The following is a 19,586-nucleotide window of genomic DNA, read 5'->3' as shown; positions in this document are numbered from 1 at the left end:
AGCTGGGTTCAAACTTTAGTGTTTAAATCAATTAAGTGATTGATTGGTTTTATTTTAATCAGGGGGGATGGGCAGGCCAAAAACAAAAAAGCCCACGCATGCGTGAGCTTTTATCAGAATCAGCTAGATGCTAATTATTTAGCTAGGTTCGCTGCAACGAATTCCCAGTTAACTAGAGCCCAGAAAGCGTTCATGTAGTCTGGACGTACGTTACGGAAATCGATGTAGTAAGCGTGTTCCCATAGGTCAACAGTTAGAAGTGGAGTAACACCTTCTTCTGTTAGAGGAGTCGCTGCGTTAGATGTGTTAACGATAGCTAGAGAACCGTCAGCGTTCTTAACAAGCCAAGTCCAAGAAGAACCGAAGTTGTTGATTGCTGAATCAGTGAATTTTGCTTTGAACTCTTCGAAAGAGCCAAATGAAGCGTTGATTGCGTCTGCAACTGCACCTGTTGGTTCACCACCAGCTTGTGGAGCTAGACAGTGCCAGTAGAAAGTGTGGTTCCAGATTTGAGCTGCGTTGTTGAATACGCCACCAGTAGAAGTCTTGATGATCTCTTCTAGTGTTTTACCTTCGAACTCAGTACCAGGAATAAGACCGTTTAGCTTAACAACGTAAGTGTTGTGGTGCTTACCGTGGTGGAAATCTAGAGTCTCTGCAGAGATGTGTGGTTCTAGTGCGTCTTTCGCGTAAGGTAGAGCTGGTAGTTCAAATGCCATTGCTCAATTCTCCATTGATATGAAAGAGTTACCTCTTTCGATTGCTTCCAGTGATATTTATTATTCATAGCTTACTTTTTGCAGGCTACGGTCAATTTGCTGACTTGCGATATAGTTTAGCAAGTTTTTACTTTATTAAAAGCACATTTGTGTGATTTTCTATGAAATCTTACTCTAACTCTTTAACCATTTTTTTTATATGGTTTTTATTCTTGGGGTTTGGGGTAGAATACAGGCAATAAAGCCGTAATCCATTAACGAGGAAGCAATGGAAACTATCGATAAAATCAAACAGCAAATTGAAGAAAATACCATTCTACTTTACATGAAAGGTTCTCCTAAACTACCAAGCTGTGGTTTTTCTTCTCAAGCATCTCAAGCGCTAATGGCATGTGGTGAAAAGTTTGCTTACGTAGACATCCTACAAAACCCTGACATTCGTGCAGAGCTACCAGCTTACGCACAGTGGCCAACTTTCCCACAACTTTGGGTTGAAGGTGAGCTGATCGGTGGTTGTGACATCATTCTTGAGATGTTCCAAAAAGGCGAACTTCAGCCTCTTATCAAAGAAGCTGCAGCGAAAGTTGCTGGCGACGAAGCATAAGAGCTGAGCTTTTTAGCGACACTCAATGATAAAAGGGGCCGTTGGGCTCCTTTTTTATTGGTATAAGGGAAATGCAATGAATGTAAAACTTCACTATGTCCACGATCCAATGTGCAGTTGGTGTTGGGGATACAAGCCGACATTAAAGCTTCTTAAACAGCAGCTACCTGCGAGCATTGAGTTTAATTACGTGGTTGGTGGCCTTGCACCTGATTCTGATGAGCCTATGTCTGATGAGATGAAGCAAAAGCTGCAAGCGATTTGGAAACAGATTGAAGCGAAACTCGGTACTGAGTTTAACCACGAATTTTGGACCGAATGCAAACCAGTACGTAGTACTTACCCAGCTTGCCGCGCAGTTATTGCAGCAGGGTTTCAAGATCACTACGAAGAGATGTTAGAAGCCATTCAACACGCTTACTATTTACGTGCGATGTTGCCACATAGCGTTGAAACTCACGTGCAGCTTGCTGAAGAGCTTGGTATGAACGTGCAGCAGTTTGAAAATGACCTGTCTGGTAAGCTTTTGGAAGGCGAGTTAGACGACCAGTTGAGCTTCAAAGAGGCGATGGGTGTTTACTCTTACCCAACGTTAATGCTTGAAGTTAATGGTATTTTCACTGAGGTTGAACTCGATTATCAATCGACAGAACCAACGCTACGATCTATTCGAAGTGCATTAGAAGCCAATTTAAAGTAAATCCTTTTAGACCAATCACTTACTGCGATTGGTAAAGTCAGATTAACAAATAAAAAGGGCCACTATGGATATCATAGCGGCCCTTATTTTTAATAATGATTGTGCGTTCGGAAAACGCTAAGTCGCTTACAGCGTCATCGCAGCAATCCAACCGAATGCAATCAGTGGAAGGTTGTAGTGTAGGAACGTTGGTACTACCGTTTCCCATACGTGTTCGTGTTGACCATCCGCGTTAAGACCAGATGTTGGACCTAACGTAGAGTCAGAAGCCGGTGAACCTGCATCACCCAATGCTGCTGCAGTACCTACAAGTGCGATAGTTGCCATTGGAGAGAAGCCGAATGCTGCTGCTAGTGGAACGTAGATTGTTGCAAGAATTGGAATCGTTGAGAACGAAGAACCAATGCCCATAGTTACAAGTAGGCCTACAACCAGCATCAGTAGTGCAGCAAGTGGTTTGTTGTCACCGATTGATGTTGATAGCGCTTCAACCAGAGATTCAACGCCGCCAGTTTGCTTCATTACTGCTGCAAAACCCGCTGCTGCGATCATGATGAAGCCAATCATTGCCATCATGTGAACGCCTTTTGTGAATACATCTTGCGTCTCTTTCCATGCAATCACGCCACCAAAAGTGAACACCATGAAACCCGCTAATGCGCCAATAATCATTGAACCAGTTGAAAGTTGTACTGTTAGAGCGGCAACAATACCAACCGCAGCAACAATGATGTGCTTCTTATTGATCTGTTTCGTCTCTGTCGACACTGTCGTAAGCTCAGTTTCTTTGTACTGACGAGGTTTACGGTAAGTGAAGAATACCGCAGTCAGTAGACCAAAGATCATACCTGCTGCTGGTAGTAGCATTGCGACTGGAACTTGGCTCGCAACCACATTCTCAAGACCATTGTCGTGAAGGTTCTTGAGTAGGATGTTGTTTAGGAAGATACCACCGAAGCCGATTGGAAGAACCATATATGGCGTGATCAGACCGAAAGTCAGTACACACGCGATCAAACGACGATCAAGGTTCATTTTTGCAAACACGCCAAGTAGAGGTGGAATCAAAATTGGGATGAAGGCGATATGCACAGGGATAACGTTTTGAGAAGACATAGTCACAAGAATAAGTGACGCAAGAATGCCATATTTCAAACCAGTAGAAGCTGTGCTGTTCTCTTTGCCGTGAATACGTTTGATAACACTTTGAGCAAGCAGGTCAGTAATACCTGAACGTGAGATAGCAACCGCAAATGTACCTAACATTGCGTAACTTAGAGCGATAGTCGCACCGCCACCTAGGCCACTTTCAAAAGCAGCAACGGCATCGTTAAGATTCATGCCCGACACAACGCCACCGATGATCGCACTAAACGTGAGAGCAACGACAACGTTAACACGCATCAAGGCTAGAACTAGCATGATGCAAACTGATATAACAACAGGGTTCATAATTTTCTCGGAGTGTTGTGTTTAACTGTTTTTAATTAATGACAATACGAAAAGACGTGTGTCGATTTTATTTTTTATTCTGGTTCAACAAGTGGCCAGCCGCCAAGCGCTTTCCATTTGTTGACGATACCGCAAAACAGTTCAGCTGTTTTCTGAGTATCATACAAAGCAGAGTGTGCTTCTTTGTTGTCGAATTCCATCCCCGCAGTACGGCAAGCTTTAGCCAGAACGGTTTGGCCATAGGCAAGTCCACTTAAGGCAGCAGTGTCAAAAGTTGCAAAAGGATGGAAAGGGACGCGTTTAAGCTTACAACGCTCACTTGCAGCATTGACGAAGTTTAGGTCGAATGTTGCGTTGTGTGCCACCATGATTGCGCGGCTACAGTTGGAAGCTTTTTGTTCTTTTCTCACAAGTTTGTAGATTTCTTTGAGGGCTTCTTGCTCAGAGACCGCACCACGCAATGGGCTAAATGGGTCTTTGATGCCATTGAAATCCAAGGCTTCTTGCTCGATGTTGGCACCTTCAAAGGGCTCGATATGAAAATGAAGCGTCGATGCTGGATGGAGATCTCCGTTTTCATCCATTTTTAGGGTAATGGCACAGATTTCTAATAATGCATCGGTTTTCGCGTTGAACCCTGCGGTTTCCACGTCAATGACTACTGGAAAATAGCCACGGAAACGTTTTTTTAGGGTCAGAGCTTCGTTTTCTACAGTCATGTTAGCCCAAATAAGTGTGATTGAGGCTGCATTATTGCAGATAATAGCAGTGATAAAAACTCCAGAAAGTGATTAATTCATAAATTAGCTACCTACATTCGGCGCGATATTTGCATTAATCTGAATAGAGAGAATATGCGGCAATTGGCTGCATTGTTAAACGAATTGCTTAAGAGATACTCCCCCTTATGAATAAACGACTAATTACAGGTTCAATTCTGTTTTCGTTACTGATGTCGTCGACCGCGCTTGCGCAAGAGAAGCGATATGGAGCATCTCCTCAACAGTCGACGTGGGAAATGGTGGCAAACACGCCATTGGAATGTCGATTGGTTCACCCAATTCCAAATTTTGGTGATGCGGAGTTTTCATCCCGCGCCAGCAAAAAGATCATACTAGATTTTGAACTTAAAATGCGTCGCCCAATGGGGGCAACCCGCAACGTCAGCCTGATTTCTATGCCACCGCCTTGGCGCCCGGGTGAAAGTGCAGATCGAATGACGACGATTAAGTTTTTCCAACAATTTGATGGTTATGTTGGCGGTCAAACTGCTTGGGGTATCTTAAGCGAGTTAGAGAAGGGGCGTTACCCAACGTTTAGTTATCAAGAGTGGCAAAGCCGAGATCAGCGCATTGAAGTGGCACTCTCTTCGGTACTGTTCCAGCAAAAATACAATGTGTTCAGTGACTGTATAGCGAACTTGTTGCCGTACAGCTTTGAAGATATTTCATTTACGATCCTGCACTATGACCGTAATAGTGACCAGTTAAGTAAAGCGTCGCAGAAGCGTTTGAGTCAAATTGCTGAGTACATTCGTCATAATCAAGATATCGATCTTGTACTGGTGGCGACGTATACCGACTCGGCAGACAGTAAAGGTGTCAGCCAGAACTTATCGGAGCGTCGAGCAGAGTCGTTGCGTGAATACTTTAAGTCACTTGGTCTGTCAGAAGAGCGTATTCAAGTTCAAGGTTATGGTAAGCGCCGTCCGATTGCTGATAATGCCTCTCCAATCGGCAAAGACAAAAACCGACGTGTCGTTATTTCACTTGGTCGAACTCAGGTTTAGATTTTACGGTTATTACAGCTTTAACAAACTAACCAATAAAAAATGCCAGTCTTTTGAGACTGGCATTTTTTATGAGTAGGAATCAGTTAAGGCGGAATTTAGCAATGATTTCACAGTTAGTTGCTGTATCGATCTTCTCGACCATCGACGCTATTTGTGGGTTAGGGTGGCGCTTCATGAAGTCAATGAGTGCTTTTTTGCAGCAACCGATAGAGTCAATGAAACTTGAGCATTGCGTATTCGGGCATTGAGGAATAAGGGTTAACACTTTTTCAGAAGCGAGTTGTAGGTACTTCAATTCATAATCTGTATCGCCGGCCCAACGCCAGAATTGCGCCAGATTATGGCAAGAGATAACAGAGATTAGCAGTCGCTCGTCGGCTTCTATATCAGTACGTTCGGTGATTCTTTCACTGAGAGTCAGAGCTTGCTGATAATGCAGGATACTTCGAATAGGATCGTCGAGTTGCAGTGCAGTATCGGCAAGTAATGTGTGTTTTTCCCATTCGTTTATCATGATGATAGCTCCCTAATTAAAACTGGCATCAATCTAAACGATAATTATTATCATGTAAAGTCTGGTGATTGAGAATTAAGCAAGATGTAGTGTTTTATGGGACGCGCTGCTACAAAATAAGGGCAAATAAAAAGCGAGCACTAGGCTCGCTTTATGATTGAATGCATGGTGCTACTCAGCTGGTCTGCTTGAGGGATTAACCTTCTAGACCGGCACTTGCTTGCTTGTTTTGAATTAGCTCAATCATGTAACCGTCTGGGTCTTTAACAAATGCAATGTGAGTTGAACCTCCTTTCACAGGGCCTGGTTCACGAGTTACATTACCACCTGCTGCTTTGATTGCATCACAAGTGGTGTAGATGTCATCAACACCGATCGCAACGTGACCAAACGCGTTGCCAAGATCATATTCAGACGTGCCCCAGTTGTACGTCAATTCAATCACAGAACCCTGTGATTCATCACCGTAACCCACAAATACCAATGTGTACTCATACTCTTTGTTTTCATTACGACGAAGGACATTCATACCCATCACGTCGGTGTAGAACTCGATTGAACGGTCAAGGTCTCCCACGCGCAGCATGGTGTGTAAAATACGGCCGTTTGACATAATTTTTGCTCCTAGCATTAATGTTTTATGGAAAACCGATAAATAGTTAGACTTCGGTTTTCTCTTTGAATTCGCATAAGTCTTCAATGATACAGCTACCACAGCGTGGCTTGCGCGCTACACAAGTATAGCGACCGTGCAGGATCAGCCAGTGGTGTACATCTAATTTGAACTCTTTAGGTACGACTTTAAGCAGCTTGGCTTCAACATCATCCACGGTTTTACCCATAGCAAACTTGGTGCGATTAGATACGCGATAGATGTGAGTATCGACGGCAATGGTTGGCCAGCCAAAAGCGGTGTTGAGTACCACGTTCGCTGTTTTTCGTCCGACACCCGGCAATGCTTCAAGAGCTGCACGGTCTTCAGGAACTTCACCGTTGTGTAGGTCAAGTAGCATACGACAGGTCTTGATGGTGTTCTCTGCTTTGGAGTTAAACAGGCCAATTGTTTTGATGTACTCTTTCAAGCCTTCGACACCCAAGTCATAGATAGCTTGAGGTGTATTAGCAACTGGATAAAGTTTGTCGGTTGCTTTGTTTACACTGACATCAGTGGCTTGTGCTGATAGTAAAACAGCGATTAACAGCTCAAATGGCGAACTCCAATTAAGCTCCGTTTGAGGGTTAGGGTTGTTTTCCCTTAAACGCTCTAAGATCTGAACGCGTTTGACATTATTCATAGTGACATTACTTTCCAGTTTTAAAGCTTGGAGTTGCTTACGCTTCAAGCTTGTTCTTTTCGCACTCTTTTGAGTGTCTCTGTTTATATTTGCAAAAGGGGCTAAATTAGCCCCTTTAAATAGTTTGAACTACACGTTAGTGACACGCGCACGTTCGATAGTTGGTTTTTCTTGCTTCGGCTGTCTCGCCTTTGCTTGATGGTCGATTAGGTTTTTCAATGCAATCAAGAAACCGACACCAATGAAGGCGCCCGGTGGTAGCAAGGCGAGCAGAAAGCTATTGTCGAATTGGAATATTTCAATTCTTAATGCGGACGCCCAATCACCTAGCAGAAGGTCTGCACCGTCAAATAGGGTACCGTTACCGATGATTTCACGCATCGCACCCAACACGACCAAAACCGCGGTCATGCCCATGCCCATCCAGAAGCCATCTTGTGCCGCTGGAAGTACCGTGTTTTTTGAAGCAAAGGCTTCAGCGCGGCCGATGATGATACAGTTGGTTACGATAAGCGGAATGAAGATACCTAGCGATAAGTACAAGCCGTATGCGTAAGCATTCATTAGTAGTTGAACGCAAGTTACCAACGATGCAATGATCATCACGAACACGGGAATACGTACCTCTTTTGGAACGTGATTACGAACCAAAGAGACGCAGACATTTGAGCCTACCAGAACGAGTAGTGTTGCAATGCCTAAACCTAGCGCATTCGTAACCGTTGACGAAACCGCAAGTAACGGGCAAAGACCAAGTAGCTGTACAAGGGCAGGGTTGTTTGCCCACATACCATTTTTGATTAGCGTTTTATGTTCACTCATTACGCTCCTCCACAATTTTTAGGCTGAGACAACAGTGCCTGTTGGTTTTCATTAACGAAAACGACGGCATTTTTGACCGCTTTGACAACAGCTCTTGGTGTGATGGTTGCTCCAGTGAACTGGTCGAAGTCACCGCCATCTTTGCGCACTTTCCATTTGTCTTGATTCGCTTCTGTCACTTGCTTACCAGTAAACGAAGTGATCCAGTCGGTAACGCGGAGGTCGATTTTATCACCAAGCCCTGGCGTTTCTTGATGTGAAAGCACACGAGTACCCAGCACCGTACCATCGATATCGAGACCCACGATCACTTTAATCGCACCGTTGTAGCCATCGGGTGCAATCGCTTCAATCGCAATAGCACTAGGTTCACCATTGATGGTTGCAATGTAAGCAGGCATGGCTTGTTTGCTACCAAGTGCCTCTGATTCTACTAGGGTACAAGAAGAAAACAGTTCATTGTCATGCTTCTCGTGTGGAATCACTTGATTCAAAACAGACAGCAGTTGAGCTTGTTCTTGAAGTTTGATTTGGTCTTTCGTTAGATAGTGAGTCACCGCCACTAAGCCAGTAGACGCACAGGCAAATATTGCTAGGGTTAGACCATTTTTTCTAATCGCATTTAGCATTGTCTGTTGTTTCCTTAATGGCCGTATGTACGAGGTTTGGTGTAGTAGTCGATCAAAGGAACGCACATGTTTGCTAGCAATACTGCGAACGCGACACCATCTGGGAAACCACCCCAGCTACGAATGATGAAAACTAAACCACCAATCATGGCACCAAACACCAGTCTACCTTTAACCGTGGTAGAGGCTGAAACAGGATCCGTTGCAATGAAAAATGCGCCTAACATCGTCGCACCTGAAAGTAGGTGAACCATTGGCGAGGCTGTCTCACCAGGAGTCAGGACACTGAATACCAGGCTAAATAGTGTCAAACTTGCTAAGAATGAAACAGGGATATACCACTGAATCACTCGTTGTTTAATAAGCACTAGGCCACCTAACAGGTAAGCAATGTTTACCCACTCCCAACCGATGCCTGCTAGCCAACTAAACTGGGGCTGTGAAAGGGCTTCAGATGCTGTGTTACCTGCAGCTAATGCTGTCTTAAAGGCATCCAGTGGCGTTGCCATTGTCGTGCCATCGATACCGATACGGGCTTGCTGCAATGATAGGCCTTCATTGTTGAAGCCAGTAAAGATCATCAAGAACGAATCAACAAAACTTGCTGGCTCTGCACTCAAACTGATTGGCGCATTCCAGCTGGTCATTTGTACTGGGAATGAAATCAGCAACACTACGTAGGCGACCATGGCTGGGTTAAATGGGTTTTGCCCCAATCCGCCATAAAGGTGCTTAGCAATAACAATGGCAAAGAACAGGCCGATAACCATTAACCACCACGGAGAGTGTGGCGGGATCGCAACACTCAGCAACCAAGCTGTTACGACGGCGCTGTAGTCACGCAAAGCCATAACAGGTGGACGTTTACGCAGTAGCATGACACCCGCTTCAAAAGTAACGGCGAGTAAAATAGCCAATACTAGCTGAATAATTGTGCCCCAACCAAAGAAGTAGGTTTGAGCCAGTAATCCAGGTAATGCCGCAATCGCCACCCATTTCATTAAATCTGGTGTGCTTCTGCGGCTATGCGCATGCGGTGAGCTGGCAATAAAAAAGGCCACTACTCTTTCTCCTCAATATTCTTTTTATTCTGCTCTTGCTGAGCTTTTCTCGCTTTCGCGCGTGCAATAGCGGCAGCGACAGCAGCTTTCTTCGGATCGACCACTTCGTCGGTTGATTCAGCTTCTGCTTCTTCAACTTTTGATTGAGCTTGCTGAGCCTTCTTTGCTTTAGCGCGAGCAATGGCAGCAGCGACAGCGGCTTTTTTCGGGTCAACGCTTTCTTCGGTTGATTCAGCTTCTGCTTCTTCAACTTGTGACTCGGCTTGCTGAGCCTTTTTCGCTTTAGCGCGAGCAATAGCAGCAGCGACAGCGGCTTTTTTCGGGTCAACGCTTTCTTCGGTTGATTCAGCTTCTGCTTCTTCAACTTGTGACTCGGCTTGCTGAGCCTTTTTCGCTTTAGCGCGAGCAATGGCAGCAGCGACAGCAGCTTTCTTCGGGTCAACGCTTTCTTCGGTTGATTCAGCTTCTGCTTCTTCAACTTGTGACTCGGCTTGCTGAGCCTTTTTCGCTTTAGCGCGAGCAATAGCAGCAGCGACAGCGGCTTTCTTCGGGTCAACGCTTTCTTCAGTTGATTCAGCTTCTGCTTCTTCCACTTGTGATTCGGCTTGTTGAGCCTTCTTTGCTTTGGCGCGAGCAATGGCAGCAGCGACAGCAGCTTTCTTCGGGTCAACGCTTTCGTCGGTTGATTCAGTTTCCGCAGCTTCCACTTGTGGTTCGGCTTGCTGAGCCTTTTTCGCTTTAGCGCGAGCAATGGCGGCAGCGATAGCGGCTTTCTTAGGATCAACGCTTGCGTCTGTTGATTCAGCTTCTTCAACTTGCGACTCGGCTTGCTGAGCCTTCTTCGCTTTAGCGCGAGCAATGGCAGCAGCGACAGCAGCTTTCTTAGGATCAACGCTTACGTCTGTTGATTCTGTTTCAGCTTCTTCAACTTTCGACTCAGCTTGCTGAGCCTTTTTCGCTTTTGCGCGAGCAATGGCCGCAGCGACAGCGGCTTTCTTAGGATCAACGCTTTCGTCTGTTGATTCTGTTTCCGCAGCTTCCACTTGTGGTTCGGCTTGCTGAGCCTTTTTCGCTTTAGCGCGTGCTATTGCAGCCGCAACGGCATCTTTCTTATTGTCACTGCTTGTGTCTGAGTTTGTCTCAGCCTGTTGTGCCTTTTTCGCTTTGGCACGAGCAATAGCAGCAGCGACTGCATCTTTTTTATCTTCGCCTGACGTTTGGTTTTCCGCATTGGCTTGTTGAGCTTTACGCTCTCTTGCAAGCTTCTTACGCTCTTCACGTAGCTTCGACATTTCAGAATTATCTGGTTCAGCACTGTTACCTTGCTGGGCAGCGGCTTGTTTCGCTTTTGCTTTGGCGATAGCTGCTGCAACCGCTGGTTTCACTGCGGGTTCTTTGCTGGTGGTATTCGCAGCCGCTTTCTGTGCTTTAACCCTTGCGATAGCAGCAGCGATGGCATCGTCACCGTCAGATGTTTTCATCTCTTTCCGGCGGTTGTCAGCGGCTTTCTTAAAGCGATTTTCACGCTCAGCTTTATCACGCTCCATACGAGCGTTCTTTTCTTCAAAGCGTTGTTTGGCTCGTTCAGCAGCAGCAGCTTCATCGCGACGAGTCTTGATTTCAGCTTTTGCTTGACGATAGTACTGAACTAGCGGGATCTCACTTGGGCACACAAATGCACAAGCACCACATTCAATACAGTCTTTGATATTCAGTTCTTCACATTTATCGAGCTCGTTCGCTTTAGCGTGCCATTGCAGTTGCTGTGGCAATAGAGACGCAGGGCAAGCTTCTGCACATTGACTACAACGGATACATTCCATTTCATAGCTATTTGGAGAAATCTCGCGGCGTGTCGGCGCTAGAATACAGTTCGACGTTTTAGTGATTGGCACATTTTCATGTGGCAGGGTGAAGCCCATCATAGGACCACCCAGAATGAGCCTTGGTAATTTCTTATCGGCTTTGTAGCCGAACTCAGCAAGCAGTGCGCTAATCGGAGTACCAAGTAACGCCCATACGTTACGTGGTTGCTTAAACGTTTTACCTGTCAGCGTAACAACACGATTCACAACAGGCTCGCCATCAATCACCGCGCGTTTGATCGAGTACAGTGATCCGACGTTTTGGACTAACACACCAATATCGGCAGGAATGCCGCCAGCGGGTACTTCTTTATTTGTCAGGATCTTAATCAGCTGCTTTTCACCACCCGATGGGTATTTGGTTGGGATCACGCGAATAACAATATCTTTGTCCTTCGCTGCGATCTCTAGAGCTTTGATCGCTTCAGGCTTGTTGTCTTCGATACCAATGACAGTCAGTTTTGGCTGCAATAGATGCTCAACAACTTCGATACCTTTTAGCACTTCGTCTGCATGCTCTTGAAGTAGCTTGTCATCTGAGGTGATGTAAGGTTCACACTCTGCCGCGTTAACGATCAGAATTTCTGTACGACCTAGGCCAGATTGCAGTTTTTTAGCTGTAGGGAAGCCTGCGCCGCCCATACCTGAAATGCCCGCTTGACGAATAATATCAAGCAGTTCATCTGAGGTTTTTTGAGTGTAATCTTCAGTGCCTTGGCGCTCGATCCATTGATCTTGGCCATCGGGTTTGATGACGATGCTCAGTTCTGACAAGCCAGAAGGGTGAGCTGTCGTTCTTGGTTCGATCGCAACAACACTACCTGATGTTGGAGCATGAACAGGTAGGGTGAAGCCTGTATCAAGAGCTGTAAGTTGTTGCCCTTTTAATACACTATCGCCAACGGCGACAAGTAGATTACCCGCTTTACCAATGTGCTGTTTTACAGGCAGGACAATCTCTTGCGGGATCGCAGCATGAGCGATAGCTAGACCGTTAGACTGCTTTTTGTTCTCTGCTGGGTGCACGCCACCAGGAAATGTCCAAACTGAGCCGGTACGAATTTGTTCAATTAATGAGTTCATACTAACCCTACGCCTGTTTATCTGCGTCTGCAGCTTGGTTAGTAATATCAGTAACCGGAATCATATTCATCTGCCATTTCCAATTTTCAGTTGTTGTCGCGACTGGAATCATTTCTATACAGTCTGTAGGGCAAGGAGCCACACAAAGATCACATCCAGTACACTCATCTTTGATCACCGTGTGAAGGGCTTTTGTTCCGCCAACAATTGCGTCGACTGGGCACGCCTGAATACACTTAGTACAGCCGATACACATATCTTCATGAATAAACGCAACGGTCTTAACTTTGTTGTCTAAGTCGTGTGCTGAATCTTCAACTTCTACGCCCATTAAGTCGGCGAGCTTTTCGATTGTAGCTTGGCCGCCTGGAGGACACTTGTTGATGTTATCGCCGTTAGCAATCGCTTCGGCATACGGTCTACAGCCGGGGTAACCACATTGACCACATTGGGTTTGAGGCAGAATAGTGTCGATTTGATCAACGATCGGGTCAGCCTCAACTTTAAATCGAATAGAGGCGAAGCCAAGAATAGCGCCGAATACAGCAGCCAATATAGCTAAGGCAATAATTGCAATTAGAATGGTACTCATGGTTACTTCACCAATCCTGTAAAGCCCATGAATGCCAATGACATTAGGCCTGCAGTGATCATTGCAATAGACGCGCCTTTGAATGGCATTGGCACATCGGCCACGGTAATACGCTCACGCATAGCGGCAAATAGGATCAGTACCAGAGAGAAACCAATCGATGCTCCGAAACCGTAAACGATCGATTGAATAAAGTTGTGATTCTCATTGATGTTGAGAAGTGCCACACCTAATACAGCACAGTTGGTCGTGATCAACGGTAGGAAGATACCGAGAAGTCTGTATAGCGTTGGGCTGGTTTTGTGGACAACCATTTCAGTGAATTGAACCACTACAGCGATCACTAAGATGAAGCTCATGGTTCTTAAATATTCAATGCCCAGTGGTGCAAGGATGTAGTTTTCTACAAGGTACGAGCAAACCGACGCAAGTGTTAACACAAACGTCGTAGCAAGGCCCATACCGATCGCCGTCTCCAGTTTTTTGGAAACGCCCATGAAAGGACACAGCCCTAAAAATTTAACTAGCACAAAGTTGTTGACCAGCACAGTGCCAACCAACAACAAAAGGTATTCGGTCATAATGGATTAATTCTTGAAATTCCGATCCCAATATTATCCTGCTTTGCTCACCTAATAACAACCAAGGATCGTTAGGGATTTAGGCAGTTGATGAAAAAATCTACGGCTAATCGTTTGATTCACATGGTTGTAGCAAGTATAGACGCTCTCAATCCCAAGGATCGTTGCAAAATGTAAGACTAAGAATGCAGATTTTAACGTTGGATCATACGGTCGGAAGAGAAATTTAGGTCAATAGAAACGCAAAAAGCCGCATCGAGTGATGCGGCTTCTTTAAATTTGGCTCCCCCTGCGGGACTCGAACCTGCGACATACGGATTAACAGTCCGCCGTTCTACCAACTGAACTAAGGGGGAATTGCTTGTTAGCGACGCGAATATTAATCACAGCATCGATTTCTGTCAACAGTAAATGCCGACAAAAAAATAGATAAATTACTTTACTTTTCTGTAGCCCTTGTAGAATTTGGCTTTGCTTTAGTTATCCACCAAAATTGTGGATAAGTGTGTGGGCGAAACTTTGACAACCCTAGTTGGATGTTTAGTTAGAAGAGATGCTTTTATTGTAAGTGCTTATGAAGTAAGAGTTTAATCTGGTTTTTAGCGAGTGTATAACTTTTGGTGGTTACTGTATAAGCAGAATAAAACGTGGTTATTTTAGATATTTTGGGGAAAAGTCGTGGATTAAAATATTTGAAATTAAGCGGAGAAGCTTGGGTAGGGCGACGGATAATATCAATTAATCTGAATAAAAGCTATAACTTAACGACAATAATATGAGGTGATTGTTTCGATAAGGGTTGCATCGATAGCCAACCTAAGGAGACAATAGCCTGATTAAATAAACAGTATGGGAATGACAACCTATGAGTAAACTCTTTGACTTGGTTTCTGACTATAAACCCTCAGGTGACCAACCGACCGCCATTGCAAAGCTGTTAGATGGTTTAGATTCTGGGTTAGCGCACCAGACGCTGCTAGGGGTTACTGGATCGGGGAAAACCTTTACCTTAGCGAATGTCATTTCCGAGGCTCAACGCCCAGCTATCTTACTTGCACCAAACAAAACGCTGGCCGCTCAGCTTTATGGTGAGATGAAAGCCTTTTTCCCAAACAATGCAGTTGAGTATTTCGTTTCTTACTATGATTACTATCAGCCGGAAGCGTATGTCCCGACCACGGATACTTTCATTGAAAAAGACGCTTCGGTTAACGCACATATCGAGCAGATGCGTCTTTCTGCCACCAAAGCCCTGCTTGAACGCAAAGATGCCATCATCGTAGCGTCAGTATCGGCGATTTATGGTCTGGGTGATCCTAAGTCTTACCTCAAGATGATGCTTCATGTGTGTCGTGGTGATGTGATTGACCAAAGAGACATTCTGCGACGTCTCGCTGAGCTTCAGTATTCAAGAAATGATGTTGCTTTTGAACGCGGCCAGTTTCGCGTGCGCGGCGAAGTCATCGATATCTTCCCTGCTGAATCTGATCAAGATGCCGTTAGAATCGAGATGTTCGACGATGAAGTCGACTGTATTAGTATTTTTGACCCGCTGACCGGTGTCGTAAAGCAGCGCGACTTGCCAAGGTTTACGGTTTATCCGAAAACGCACTATGTGACACCTCGCGAAACCATATTAGATGCGATCGAGAACATTAAAGAAGAGCTGCGCGAGCGAGCACAGTACCTTAAAGACAATAATAAACTGTTGGAAGAACAACGCATTTCACAACGTACACAGTTTGATATTGAAATGATGACTGAGCTGGGTTTCTGTTCAGGTATCGAGAACTATTCCCGTTATTTAAGTGGTCGTGCAGAAGGAGAAGCTCCGCCTACCTTATTTGATTACCTGCCTGCCGACGGTCTTTTGGTTATCGATGAGTCGCACGTAACCGTACCGCAAATTGGCGCTATGTATAAAGGCGACCGTTCACGTAAAGAAACGCTGGTGGAGTTTGGTTTCCGTTTGCCGTCTGCACTGGACAACCGACCAATGAAGTTTGATGAGTTTGAGGCGATTGCGCCACAGACTATTTTTGTCTCGGCAACACCGGGTAACTATGAACTCGAAAAGTCTGACGGCGATATTGCTGATCAAGTGGTTCGTCCTACTGGCTTGCTCGATCCTGAGATTGAAGTGCGTCCTGTTGCAACTCAAGTCGATGATCTTCTGTCTGAGATCCGTATTCGCTCACAGAAAGACGAGCGTGTGTTGGTGACAACGCTGACCAAGCGTATGGCAGAAGACCTTACTGAATATCTGACAGAACATGGTGTGAAAGTTCGTTACTTACACTCTGATATAGATACGGTGGAGCGTGTTGAGATCATCCGAGATTTGAGACTGGGTGAGTTTGATGTTTTAGTCGGAATCAACTTGCTCCGAGAAGGTTTGGATATGCCTGAGGTGTCGCTGGTGGCGATCCTTGATGCGGATAAAGAGGGCTTCTTGCGTTCTGAACGCTCTCTGATTCAGACCATTGGTCGTGCGGCACGTAACTTACATGGTAAGGCGATTCTGTACGGTGACTCGATCACTAAATCGATGAAAAAGGCGATTGATGAGACTGAGCGTCGCCGCATTAAACAGATGCAATACAATGAAGAGCAGGGTATTACGCCGCAAGCATTAAAGCGTAATGTTAAAGATATCATGGAGCTTGGCGACATCACTAAGTCGAAGAAACAGCGCCAATCTAAGCAGGTACCTCTGTCTAAAGTGGCTGAGGATTCGGCCAACTACGCAACGCTAAGTCCACAAGAGCTCGATAAAGCGATCAGCAAACTAGAAGCTGAGATGTATCAACATGCCCAAAACCTCGAGTTTGAGCTTGCAGCACAGAAGCGTGATGAGATTGAACAAATGAGGCAGCAATTCATCACAAATAGCTAACCCTCGGTAGCCAGCGGCAAAACGCACAAAAAAAAGCCAGTAGTAACTCATCTACTGGCTCACATTTGTGGAAATGTCATCCACTAACAACGTCAGTTGGCTAGGTGACCCGAAGGTCAATTATTTGACTGCATCCTTCATGCCAGATGTTTAACTGTATGATTCTTGGTTATCATAGAAAATGATGCGATAAAACTTGCGTAGTAATTTGCATAATGCAAAGCGGAATGCGATTATTACAATAAATGCAAAATAATATCGGCTAGGATATGCAATCACAAACATTTGATAACAAATCTAAATATTTGTTAATGGTGGAAGATACGGCGTCAGTCGCGGCGTTATATCGATCTTACCTGACCCCGTTAGAGATAGATATCAATATCGTAGGGACGGGTAAAGAGGCAATCGAGAGCCTAAATCACCGAATCCCAGACCTCATTCTACTTGATCTTCGTCTTCCTGATATGACGGGGATGGATGTCCTTTTTGCGGTAAAGCAGAACTTTCCTGAAGTCCCTGTCATTTTCATGACGGCTCACGGCTCAATTGATACTGCAGTTGAAGCAATGCGTCACGGCTCTCAAGACTTTTTGATTAAGCCTTGTGAAGCTGACCGTCTGCGTATCACGGTTAATAATGCGATTCGTAAAGCAACTAAGCTGAAGAACAGCGCTGAGCATCCGGGCAGTCAGAATTACCAAGGTTTCATCGGCAGTAGCCAAACCATGCAGCAGGTATATCGCACTATTGATTCAGCCGCTTCAAGTAAAGCCAGTATCTTTATTACTGGCGAAAGTGGTACCGGTAAAGAGGTGTGTGCTGAAGCCGTTCACGCTGCGAGTAAGCGAGGCGATAAACCGTTTATTGCGATTAACTGTGCTGCGATTCCTAAAGATCTCATTGAGAGTGAGCTATTTGGTCACGTTAAAGGTGCGTTTACGGGCGCTGCGACCGACCGACAAGGTGCTGCAGAGCTAGCGGATGGCGGCACTCTGTTCCTCGATGAGCTTTGTGAAATGGACTTGGAGCTTCAAACCAAGCTGCTTCGTTTCATTCAAACGGGTACATTCCAAAAAGTGGGTTCTTCAAAGATGAAGAGTGTGGATGTGCGCTTTGTGTGCGCGACCAACAGAGACCCATGGAAAGAAGTGCAAGAAGGGCGCTTCCGTGAAGATTTGTACTACCGTTTATATGTTATCCCATTGCATCTTCCGCCTTTACGAGAACGTGGTGAAGATGTGATTGAGATTGCTTACTCCTTACTTGGTTATATGTCAGTGGAAGAAGGAAAAGCGTTTGTTCGTTTTTCTCAAGAAGTTATTGATCGATTTAATCAGTATGAGTGGCCGGGTAATGTTCGACAGTTGCAGAATGTTTTGCGAAATGTTGTGGTACTCAACAACGGTAAAGAGATCACGCTCGGTATGTTGCCACCACCGCTCAATCAACCGTTGGAAAACAGCCTAAGATTGAAAGAAAAACAGAGTGAAGACATAACGGTTAAAGATATTTTTCCACTATGGCTCACTGAAAAAACAGCGATAGAACAAGCAATTAAGGCATGTGATGGTAATATTCCGAGAGCTGCAGGCTTTTTGGATGTGAGTCCATCGACAATTTATCGCAAGTTACAGGCATGGAATGCAAAACAATCATCCTCAGAATAATTAGTGCATAAGAATAACGATGAACATACTAAACCAAGAAAAAGTTGATGAACTTGCCAATGAAATCGGCCAAGAGAATGTGCCGGTTTTATTAGAGATATTTTTGGGAGAGCTCAAGGGCTATCACGAGCATTTGGAGCAGAGTAATGCGGTAGACTCTGCCAAATATTTAGCCGATATCAGTCATGCGCTAAAGAGCAGTGCTGCAAGTTTTGGTGCCGATGCTCTGTGTGACTTTGCAATTGGTTTGGACGCTAAGGTAAAACAAGCTAAATCGATCACCGATGAAGACTATCAAGATATGAAAGCATTGTTGGTCTCGACATACACAGAATACCAACAGTTGATGAGTTAAGAAAAAGGAGCGCAATGCTCCTTTTTTGTGTCAGGTCGTAAGATACCTTGTTTATGCTAGCTGAGCTTCGATAGCTTGTTGGAGCTTGACCCTATCATGACGCCAATCTCGGTTAGGTGAGGCAAGGTCAGTTGTAACGCAGTGCCATAGTCCATCGAGTTCAGGATGAGCGGTATCACCAATGATCACGTCCACTTTGCGTGCTTTACATGCACGTTCACACCATTCGATCTTCTCTTTGAGCGACATCATGCCAGCAGGGCCGTGCTCAGGAGAAAGGTTTTCAACCAAAATCACCTTCGCCTTGGTATTGTCAGCTATCGCTTTACCAATTTCCGGTAAAAGTAGTGGCGGCATAATACTGGTTAAGAAACTGCCTGGCCCCAAGACAATGCAATCAGCTTCTGCAATTGCTAACACCGCTTCTTTAGTGGCTGGTACTTCTGGTGATAGGTCAAGGCGGCGCAAACGCTCATTCATATCATCAACGTTGGTTTCACCTGTTACCCAACGGCCTTCTAAAGAAAGAGCGGTTAAATCTGAAGGGTGCTCTGTCATTGGTACAATGTTGACGTCAACTTTGAGCATGCTGCGGATCAGATTGATTGCTTCCAATGGTCTTACTGAAAGGTTGTCCAAGGCAGTTAGCATTAGGTTCCCAAGGTTGTGACCATCAAGTTCGCCCTGACCTCGGAAGCGATATTCAAACATCATTGAACTAATGGAGGGCTCAGTAATTAACTGGTTGATACAGTTGCGAGTGTCACCCCATGCGATACCACCTTGGCAGTCTCGAATTCGACCTGTTGATCCACCATTATCCGTGGTAGCCACAATGCCTGTTGCGTTACTACCGAACTGTTTAAGTGCCGCTAACATGCGACCTAAGCCGTGACCGCCGCCAATTGCGACGACTTTTTTTGAAGAGTACAAATTCATTTTTTAGTTCTTATTAG

At 45.2% G+C, this 19,586-nt stretch carries 19 protein-coding genes and 1 tRNA gene; 6 read left to right on the top strand and 14 right to left on the bottom strand.

Features of this window, described 5'->3' with window-relative positions:
• Positions 1–134: 134 nt before the first annotated feature.
• Positions 135–719: a superoxide dismutase [Fe] gene (gene sodB / locus OCV50_RS09635; RefSeq protein WP_261902904.1), complete on the bottom strand. Its 585-nt coding sequence runs from the start codon at positions 717–719 to the stop codon at positions 135–137.
• Positions 720–987: 268 nt separating this feature from the next.
• On the opposite strand from sodB, the gene OCV50_RS09630 reads away from it, so the two are divergent.
• Positions 988–1,323, top strand: a complete 336-nt coding sequence (locus OCV50_RS09630) for a Grx4 family monothiol glutaredoxin (RefSeq protein ID WP_239841440.1) — start codon at positions 988–990, stop codon at positions 1,321–1,323.
• Positions 1,324–1,399: 76 nt separating this feature from the next.
• A complete protein-coding gene (locus OCV50_RS09625; protein ID WP_239841441.1) occupies positions 1,400–2,023 on the top strand; it encodes a DsbA family protein in 624 nt (207 codons plus the stop codon).
• Positions 2,024–2,149: 126 nt separating this feature from the next.
• Here OCV50_RS09625 and OCV50_RS09620 read toward each other — a convergent pair whose 3' ends face one another.
• Together OCV50_RS09620 and rnt are read right to left on the bottom strand one after the other, a co-directional pair.
• A complete protein-coding gene (locus OCV50_RS09620) occupies positions 2,150–3,475 on the bottom strand; it encodes a Na+/H+ antiporter family protein (protein ID WP_239841442.1) in 1,326 nt (441 codons plus the stop codon).
• A 74-nt stretch (positions 3,476–3,549) separates the two neighbouring features.
• Positions 3,550–4,194 (bottom strand): ribonuclease T, encoded by a 645-nt coding sequence (rnt, locus tag OCV50_RS09615; protein ID WP_032551987.1) that lies wholly within the window; start codon positions 4,192–4,194, stop codon positions 3,550–3,552.
• 188 nt (positions 4,195–4,382) lie between these two features.
• Here rnt and motY point away from each other — a divergent pair, with 188 nt between their 5' ends.
• A complete protein-coding gene (gene motY / locus OCV50_RS09610; protein WP_239841443.1) occupies positions 4,383–5,264 on the top strand; it encodes a flagellar protein MotY in 882 nt (293 codons plus the stop codon).
• A gap of 82 nt (positions 5,265–5,346) precedes the next feature.
• Here the strand turns inward: motY and OCV50_RS09605 are convergent, their stop codons facing one another.
• From OCV50_RS09605 to OCV50_RS09560, 10 genes are all read right to left on the bottom strand, one after another.
• Positions 5,347–5,781 (bottom strand): DUF2753 domain-containing protein, encoded by a 435-nt coding sequence (locus tag OCV50_RS09605; protein WP_032551989.1) that lies wholly within the window; start codon positions 5,779–5,781, stop codon positions 5,347–5,349.
• A 196-nt stretch (positions 5,782–5,977) separates the two neighbouring features.
• Positions 5,978–6,394, bottom strand: coding sequence for a lactoylglutathione lyase (gloA, locus tag OCV50_RS09600; RefSeq protein WP_239841444.1), 417 nt, complete (start codon positions 6,392–6,394; stop codon positions 5,978–5,980).
• A 46-nt stretch (positions 6,395–6,440) separates the two neighbouring features.
• Positions 6,441–7,076 (bottom strand): endonuclease III, encoded by a 636-nt coding sequence (gene nth / locus OCV50_RS09595; protein WP_239841445.1) that lies wholly within the window; start codon positions 7,074–7,076, stop codon positions 6,441–6,443.
• 129 nt (positions 7,077–7,205) lie between these two features.
• Positions 7,206–7,898 (bottom strand): electron transport complex subunit E, encoded by a 693-nt coding sequence (locus tag OCV50_RS09590; protein WP_261902903.1) that lies wholly within the window; start codon positions 7,896–7,898, stop codon positions 7,206–7,208.
• Positions 7,898–8,527, bottom strand: a complete 630-nt coding sequence (gene rsxG, locus OCV50_RS09585) for an electron transport complex subunit RsxG (protein WP_239841447.1) — start codon at positions 8,525–8,527, stop codon at positions 7,898–7,900. The genes OCV50_RS09590 and rsxG overlap by 1 nt, the downstream gene beginning before the upstream one ends.
• Positions 8,528–8,541: 14 nt before the next feature.
• On the bottom strand, positions 8,542–9,588 hold the full coding sequence (gene rsxD / locus OCV50_RS09580; RefSeq protein WP_261902902.1) for an electron transport complex subunit RsxD: 1,047 nt from the start codon (positions 9,586–9,588) through the stop codon (positions 8,542–8,544).
• Entirely contained in the window at positions 9,588–12,536 is a 2,949-nt protein-coding gene (rsxC, locus tag OCV50_RS09575) for an electron transport complex subunit RsxC (RefSeq protein WP_261902901.1), read from the bottom strand. The genes rsxD and rsxC overlap by 1 nt, the downstream gene beginning before the upstream one ends.
• Before the next feature lie 7 nt (positions 12,537–12,543).
• The gene (gene rsxB / locus OCV50_RS09570; RefSeq protein ID WP_261902900.1) at positions 12,544–13,128 is read right to left on the bottom strand and encodes an electron transport complex subunit RsxB; all 585 of its coding nucleotides are present in this window, start codon (positions 13,126–13,128) and stop codon (positions 12,544–12,546) included.
• Between the two features lie 2 nt (positions 13,129–13,130).
• Entirely contained in the window at positions 13,131–13,709 is a 579-nt protein-coding gene (gene rsxA, locus OCV50_RS09565) for an electron transport complex subunit RsxA (RefSeq protein WP_032551997.1), read from the bottom strand.
• Positions 13,710–13,989: 280 nt separating this feature from the next.
• Positions 13,990–14,065 (bottom strand) — tRNA-Asn (locus OCV50_RS09560).
• A gap of 509 nt (positions 14,066–14,574) precedes the next feature.
• Between OCV50_RS09560 and uvrB the strand changes: the two genes are divergently transcribed.
• The 3 genes from uvrB (at position 14,575) to luxU (ending at position 18,630) form a co-directional block, all read left to right on the top strand.
• Positions 14,575–16,605: an excinuclease ABC subunit UvrB gene (gene uvrB / locus OCV50_RS09555; protein ID WP_239841451.1), complete on the top strand. Its 2,031-nt coding sequence runs from the start codon at positions 14,575–14,577 to the stop codon at positions 16,603–16,605.
• A 269-nt stretch (positions 16,606–16,874) separates the two neighbouring features.
• Positions 16,875–18,275, top strand: a complete 1,401-nt coding sequence (gene luxO, locus OCV50_RS09550; RefSeq protein ID WP_239841452.1) for a quorum-sensing sigma-54 dependent transcriptional regulator LuxO — start codon at positions 16,875–16,877, stop codon at positions 18,273–18,275.
• A 19-nt stretch (positions 18,276–18,294) separates the two neighbouring features.
• Complete coding sequence (gene luxU, locus OCV50_RS09545; RefSeq protein ID WP_239841453.1) at positions 18,295–18,630, top strand: quorum-sensing phosphorelay protein LuxU; 336 nt, start codon at positions 18,295–18,297, stop codon at positions 18,628–18,630.
• A gap of 51 nt (positions 18,631–18,681) precedes the next feature.
• Here the strand turns inward: luxU and OCV50_RS09540 are convergent, their stop codons facing one another.
• Positions 18,682–19,569: a YvcK family protein gene (locus OCV50_RS09540; protein WP_239841454.1), complete on the bottom strand. Its 888-nt coding sequence runs from the start codon at positions 19,567–19,569 to the stop codon at positions 18,682–18,684.
• Positions 19,570–19,586 lie beyond the last annotated feature (17 nt).

The organism is Vibrio fortis (assembly GCF_024347475.1).
GTDB lineage: Bacteria > Pseudomonadota > Gammaproteobacteria > Enterobacterales > Vibrionaceae > Vibrio > Vibrio fortis.
The sequence above is the reverse complement of the archived record's forward strand: the minus strand, read 5'-3'. Positions and strand labels throughout refer to the sequence as shown.

Bases quoted from the DNA above. Each gene is read 5' to 3' on its own strand.
- uvrB (WP_239841451.1), top strand. From the start codon at position 14,575: ATGAGTAAACTCTTTGACTTGGTTTCTGACTATAAACCCTCAGGTGAC.
- luxU (WP_239841453.1), top strand. From the start codon at position 18,295: ATGAACATACTAAACCAAGAAAAAGTTGATGAACTTGCCAATGAAATC.
- rsxC (WP_261902901.1), bottom strand. From the start codon at position 12,536: ATGAACTCATTAATTGAACAAATTCGTACCGGCTCAGTTTGGACATTT.
- OCV50_RS09590 (WP_261902903.1), bottom strand. From the start codon at position 7,898: ATGAGTGAACATAAAACGCTAATCAAAAATGGTATGTGGGCAAACAAC.
- rsxA (WP_032551997.1), bottom strand. From the start codon at position 13,709: ATGACCGAATACCTTTTGTTGTTGGTTGGCACTGTGCTGGTCAACAAC.
- OCV50_RS09620 (WP_239841442.1), bottom strand. From the start codon at position 3,475: ATGAACCCTGTTGTTATATCAGTTTGCATCATGCTAGTTCTAGCCTTG.
- rnt (WP_032551987.1), bottom strand. From the start codon at position 4,194: ATGACTGTAGAAAACGAAGCTCTGACCCTAAAAAAACGTTTCCGTGGC.
- sodB (WP_261902904.1), bottom strand. From the start codon at position 719: ATGGCATTTGAACTACCAGCTCTACCTTACGCGAAAGACGCACTAGAA.
- motY (WP_239841443.1), top strand. From the start codon at position 4,383: ATGAATAAACGACTAATTACAGGTTCAATTCTGTTTTCGTTACTGATG.
- nth (WP_239841445.1), bottom strand. From the start codon at position 7,076: ATGAATAATGTCAAACGCGTTCAGATCTTAGAGCGTTTAAGGGAAAAC.
- OCV50_RS09625 (WP_239841441.1), top strand. From the start codon at position 1,400: ATGAATGTAAAACTTCACTATGTCCACGATCCAATGTGCAGTTGGTGT.
- OCV50_RS09605 (WP_032551989.1), bottom strand. From the start codon at position 5,781: ATGATAAACGAATGGGAAAAACACACATTACTTGCCGATACTGCACTG.
- gloA (WP_239841444.1), bottom strand. From the start codon at position 6,394: ATGTCAAACGGCCGTATTTTACACACCATGCTGCGCGTGGGAGACCTT.
- OCV50_RS09630 (WP_239841440.1), top strand. From the start codon at position 988: ATGGAAACTATCGATAAAATCAAACAGCAAATTGAAGAAAATACCATT.
- rsxG (WP_239841447.1), bottom strand. From the start codon at position 8,527: ATGCTAAATGCGATTAGAAAAAATGGTCTAACCCTAGCAATATTTGCC.
- luxO (WP_239841452.1), top strand. From the start codon at position 16,875: ATGCAATCACAAACATTTGATAACAAATCTAAATATTTGTTAATGGTG.
- rsxB (WP_261902900.1), bottom strand. From the start codon at position 13,128: ATGAGTACCATTCTAATTGCAATTATTGCCTTAGCTATATTGGCTGCT.
- OCV50_RS09540 (WP_239841454.1), bottom strand. From the start codon at position 19,569: ATGAATTTGTACTCTTCAAAAAAAGTCGTCGCAATTGGCGGCGGTCAC.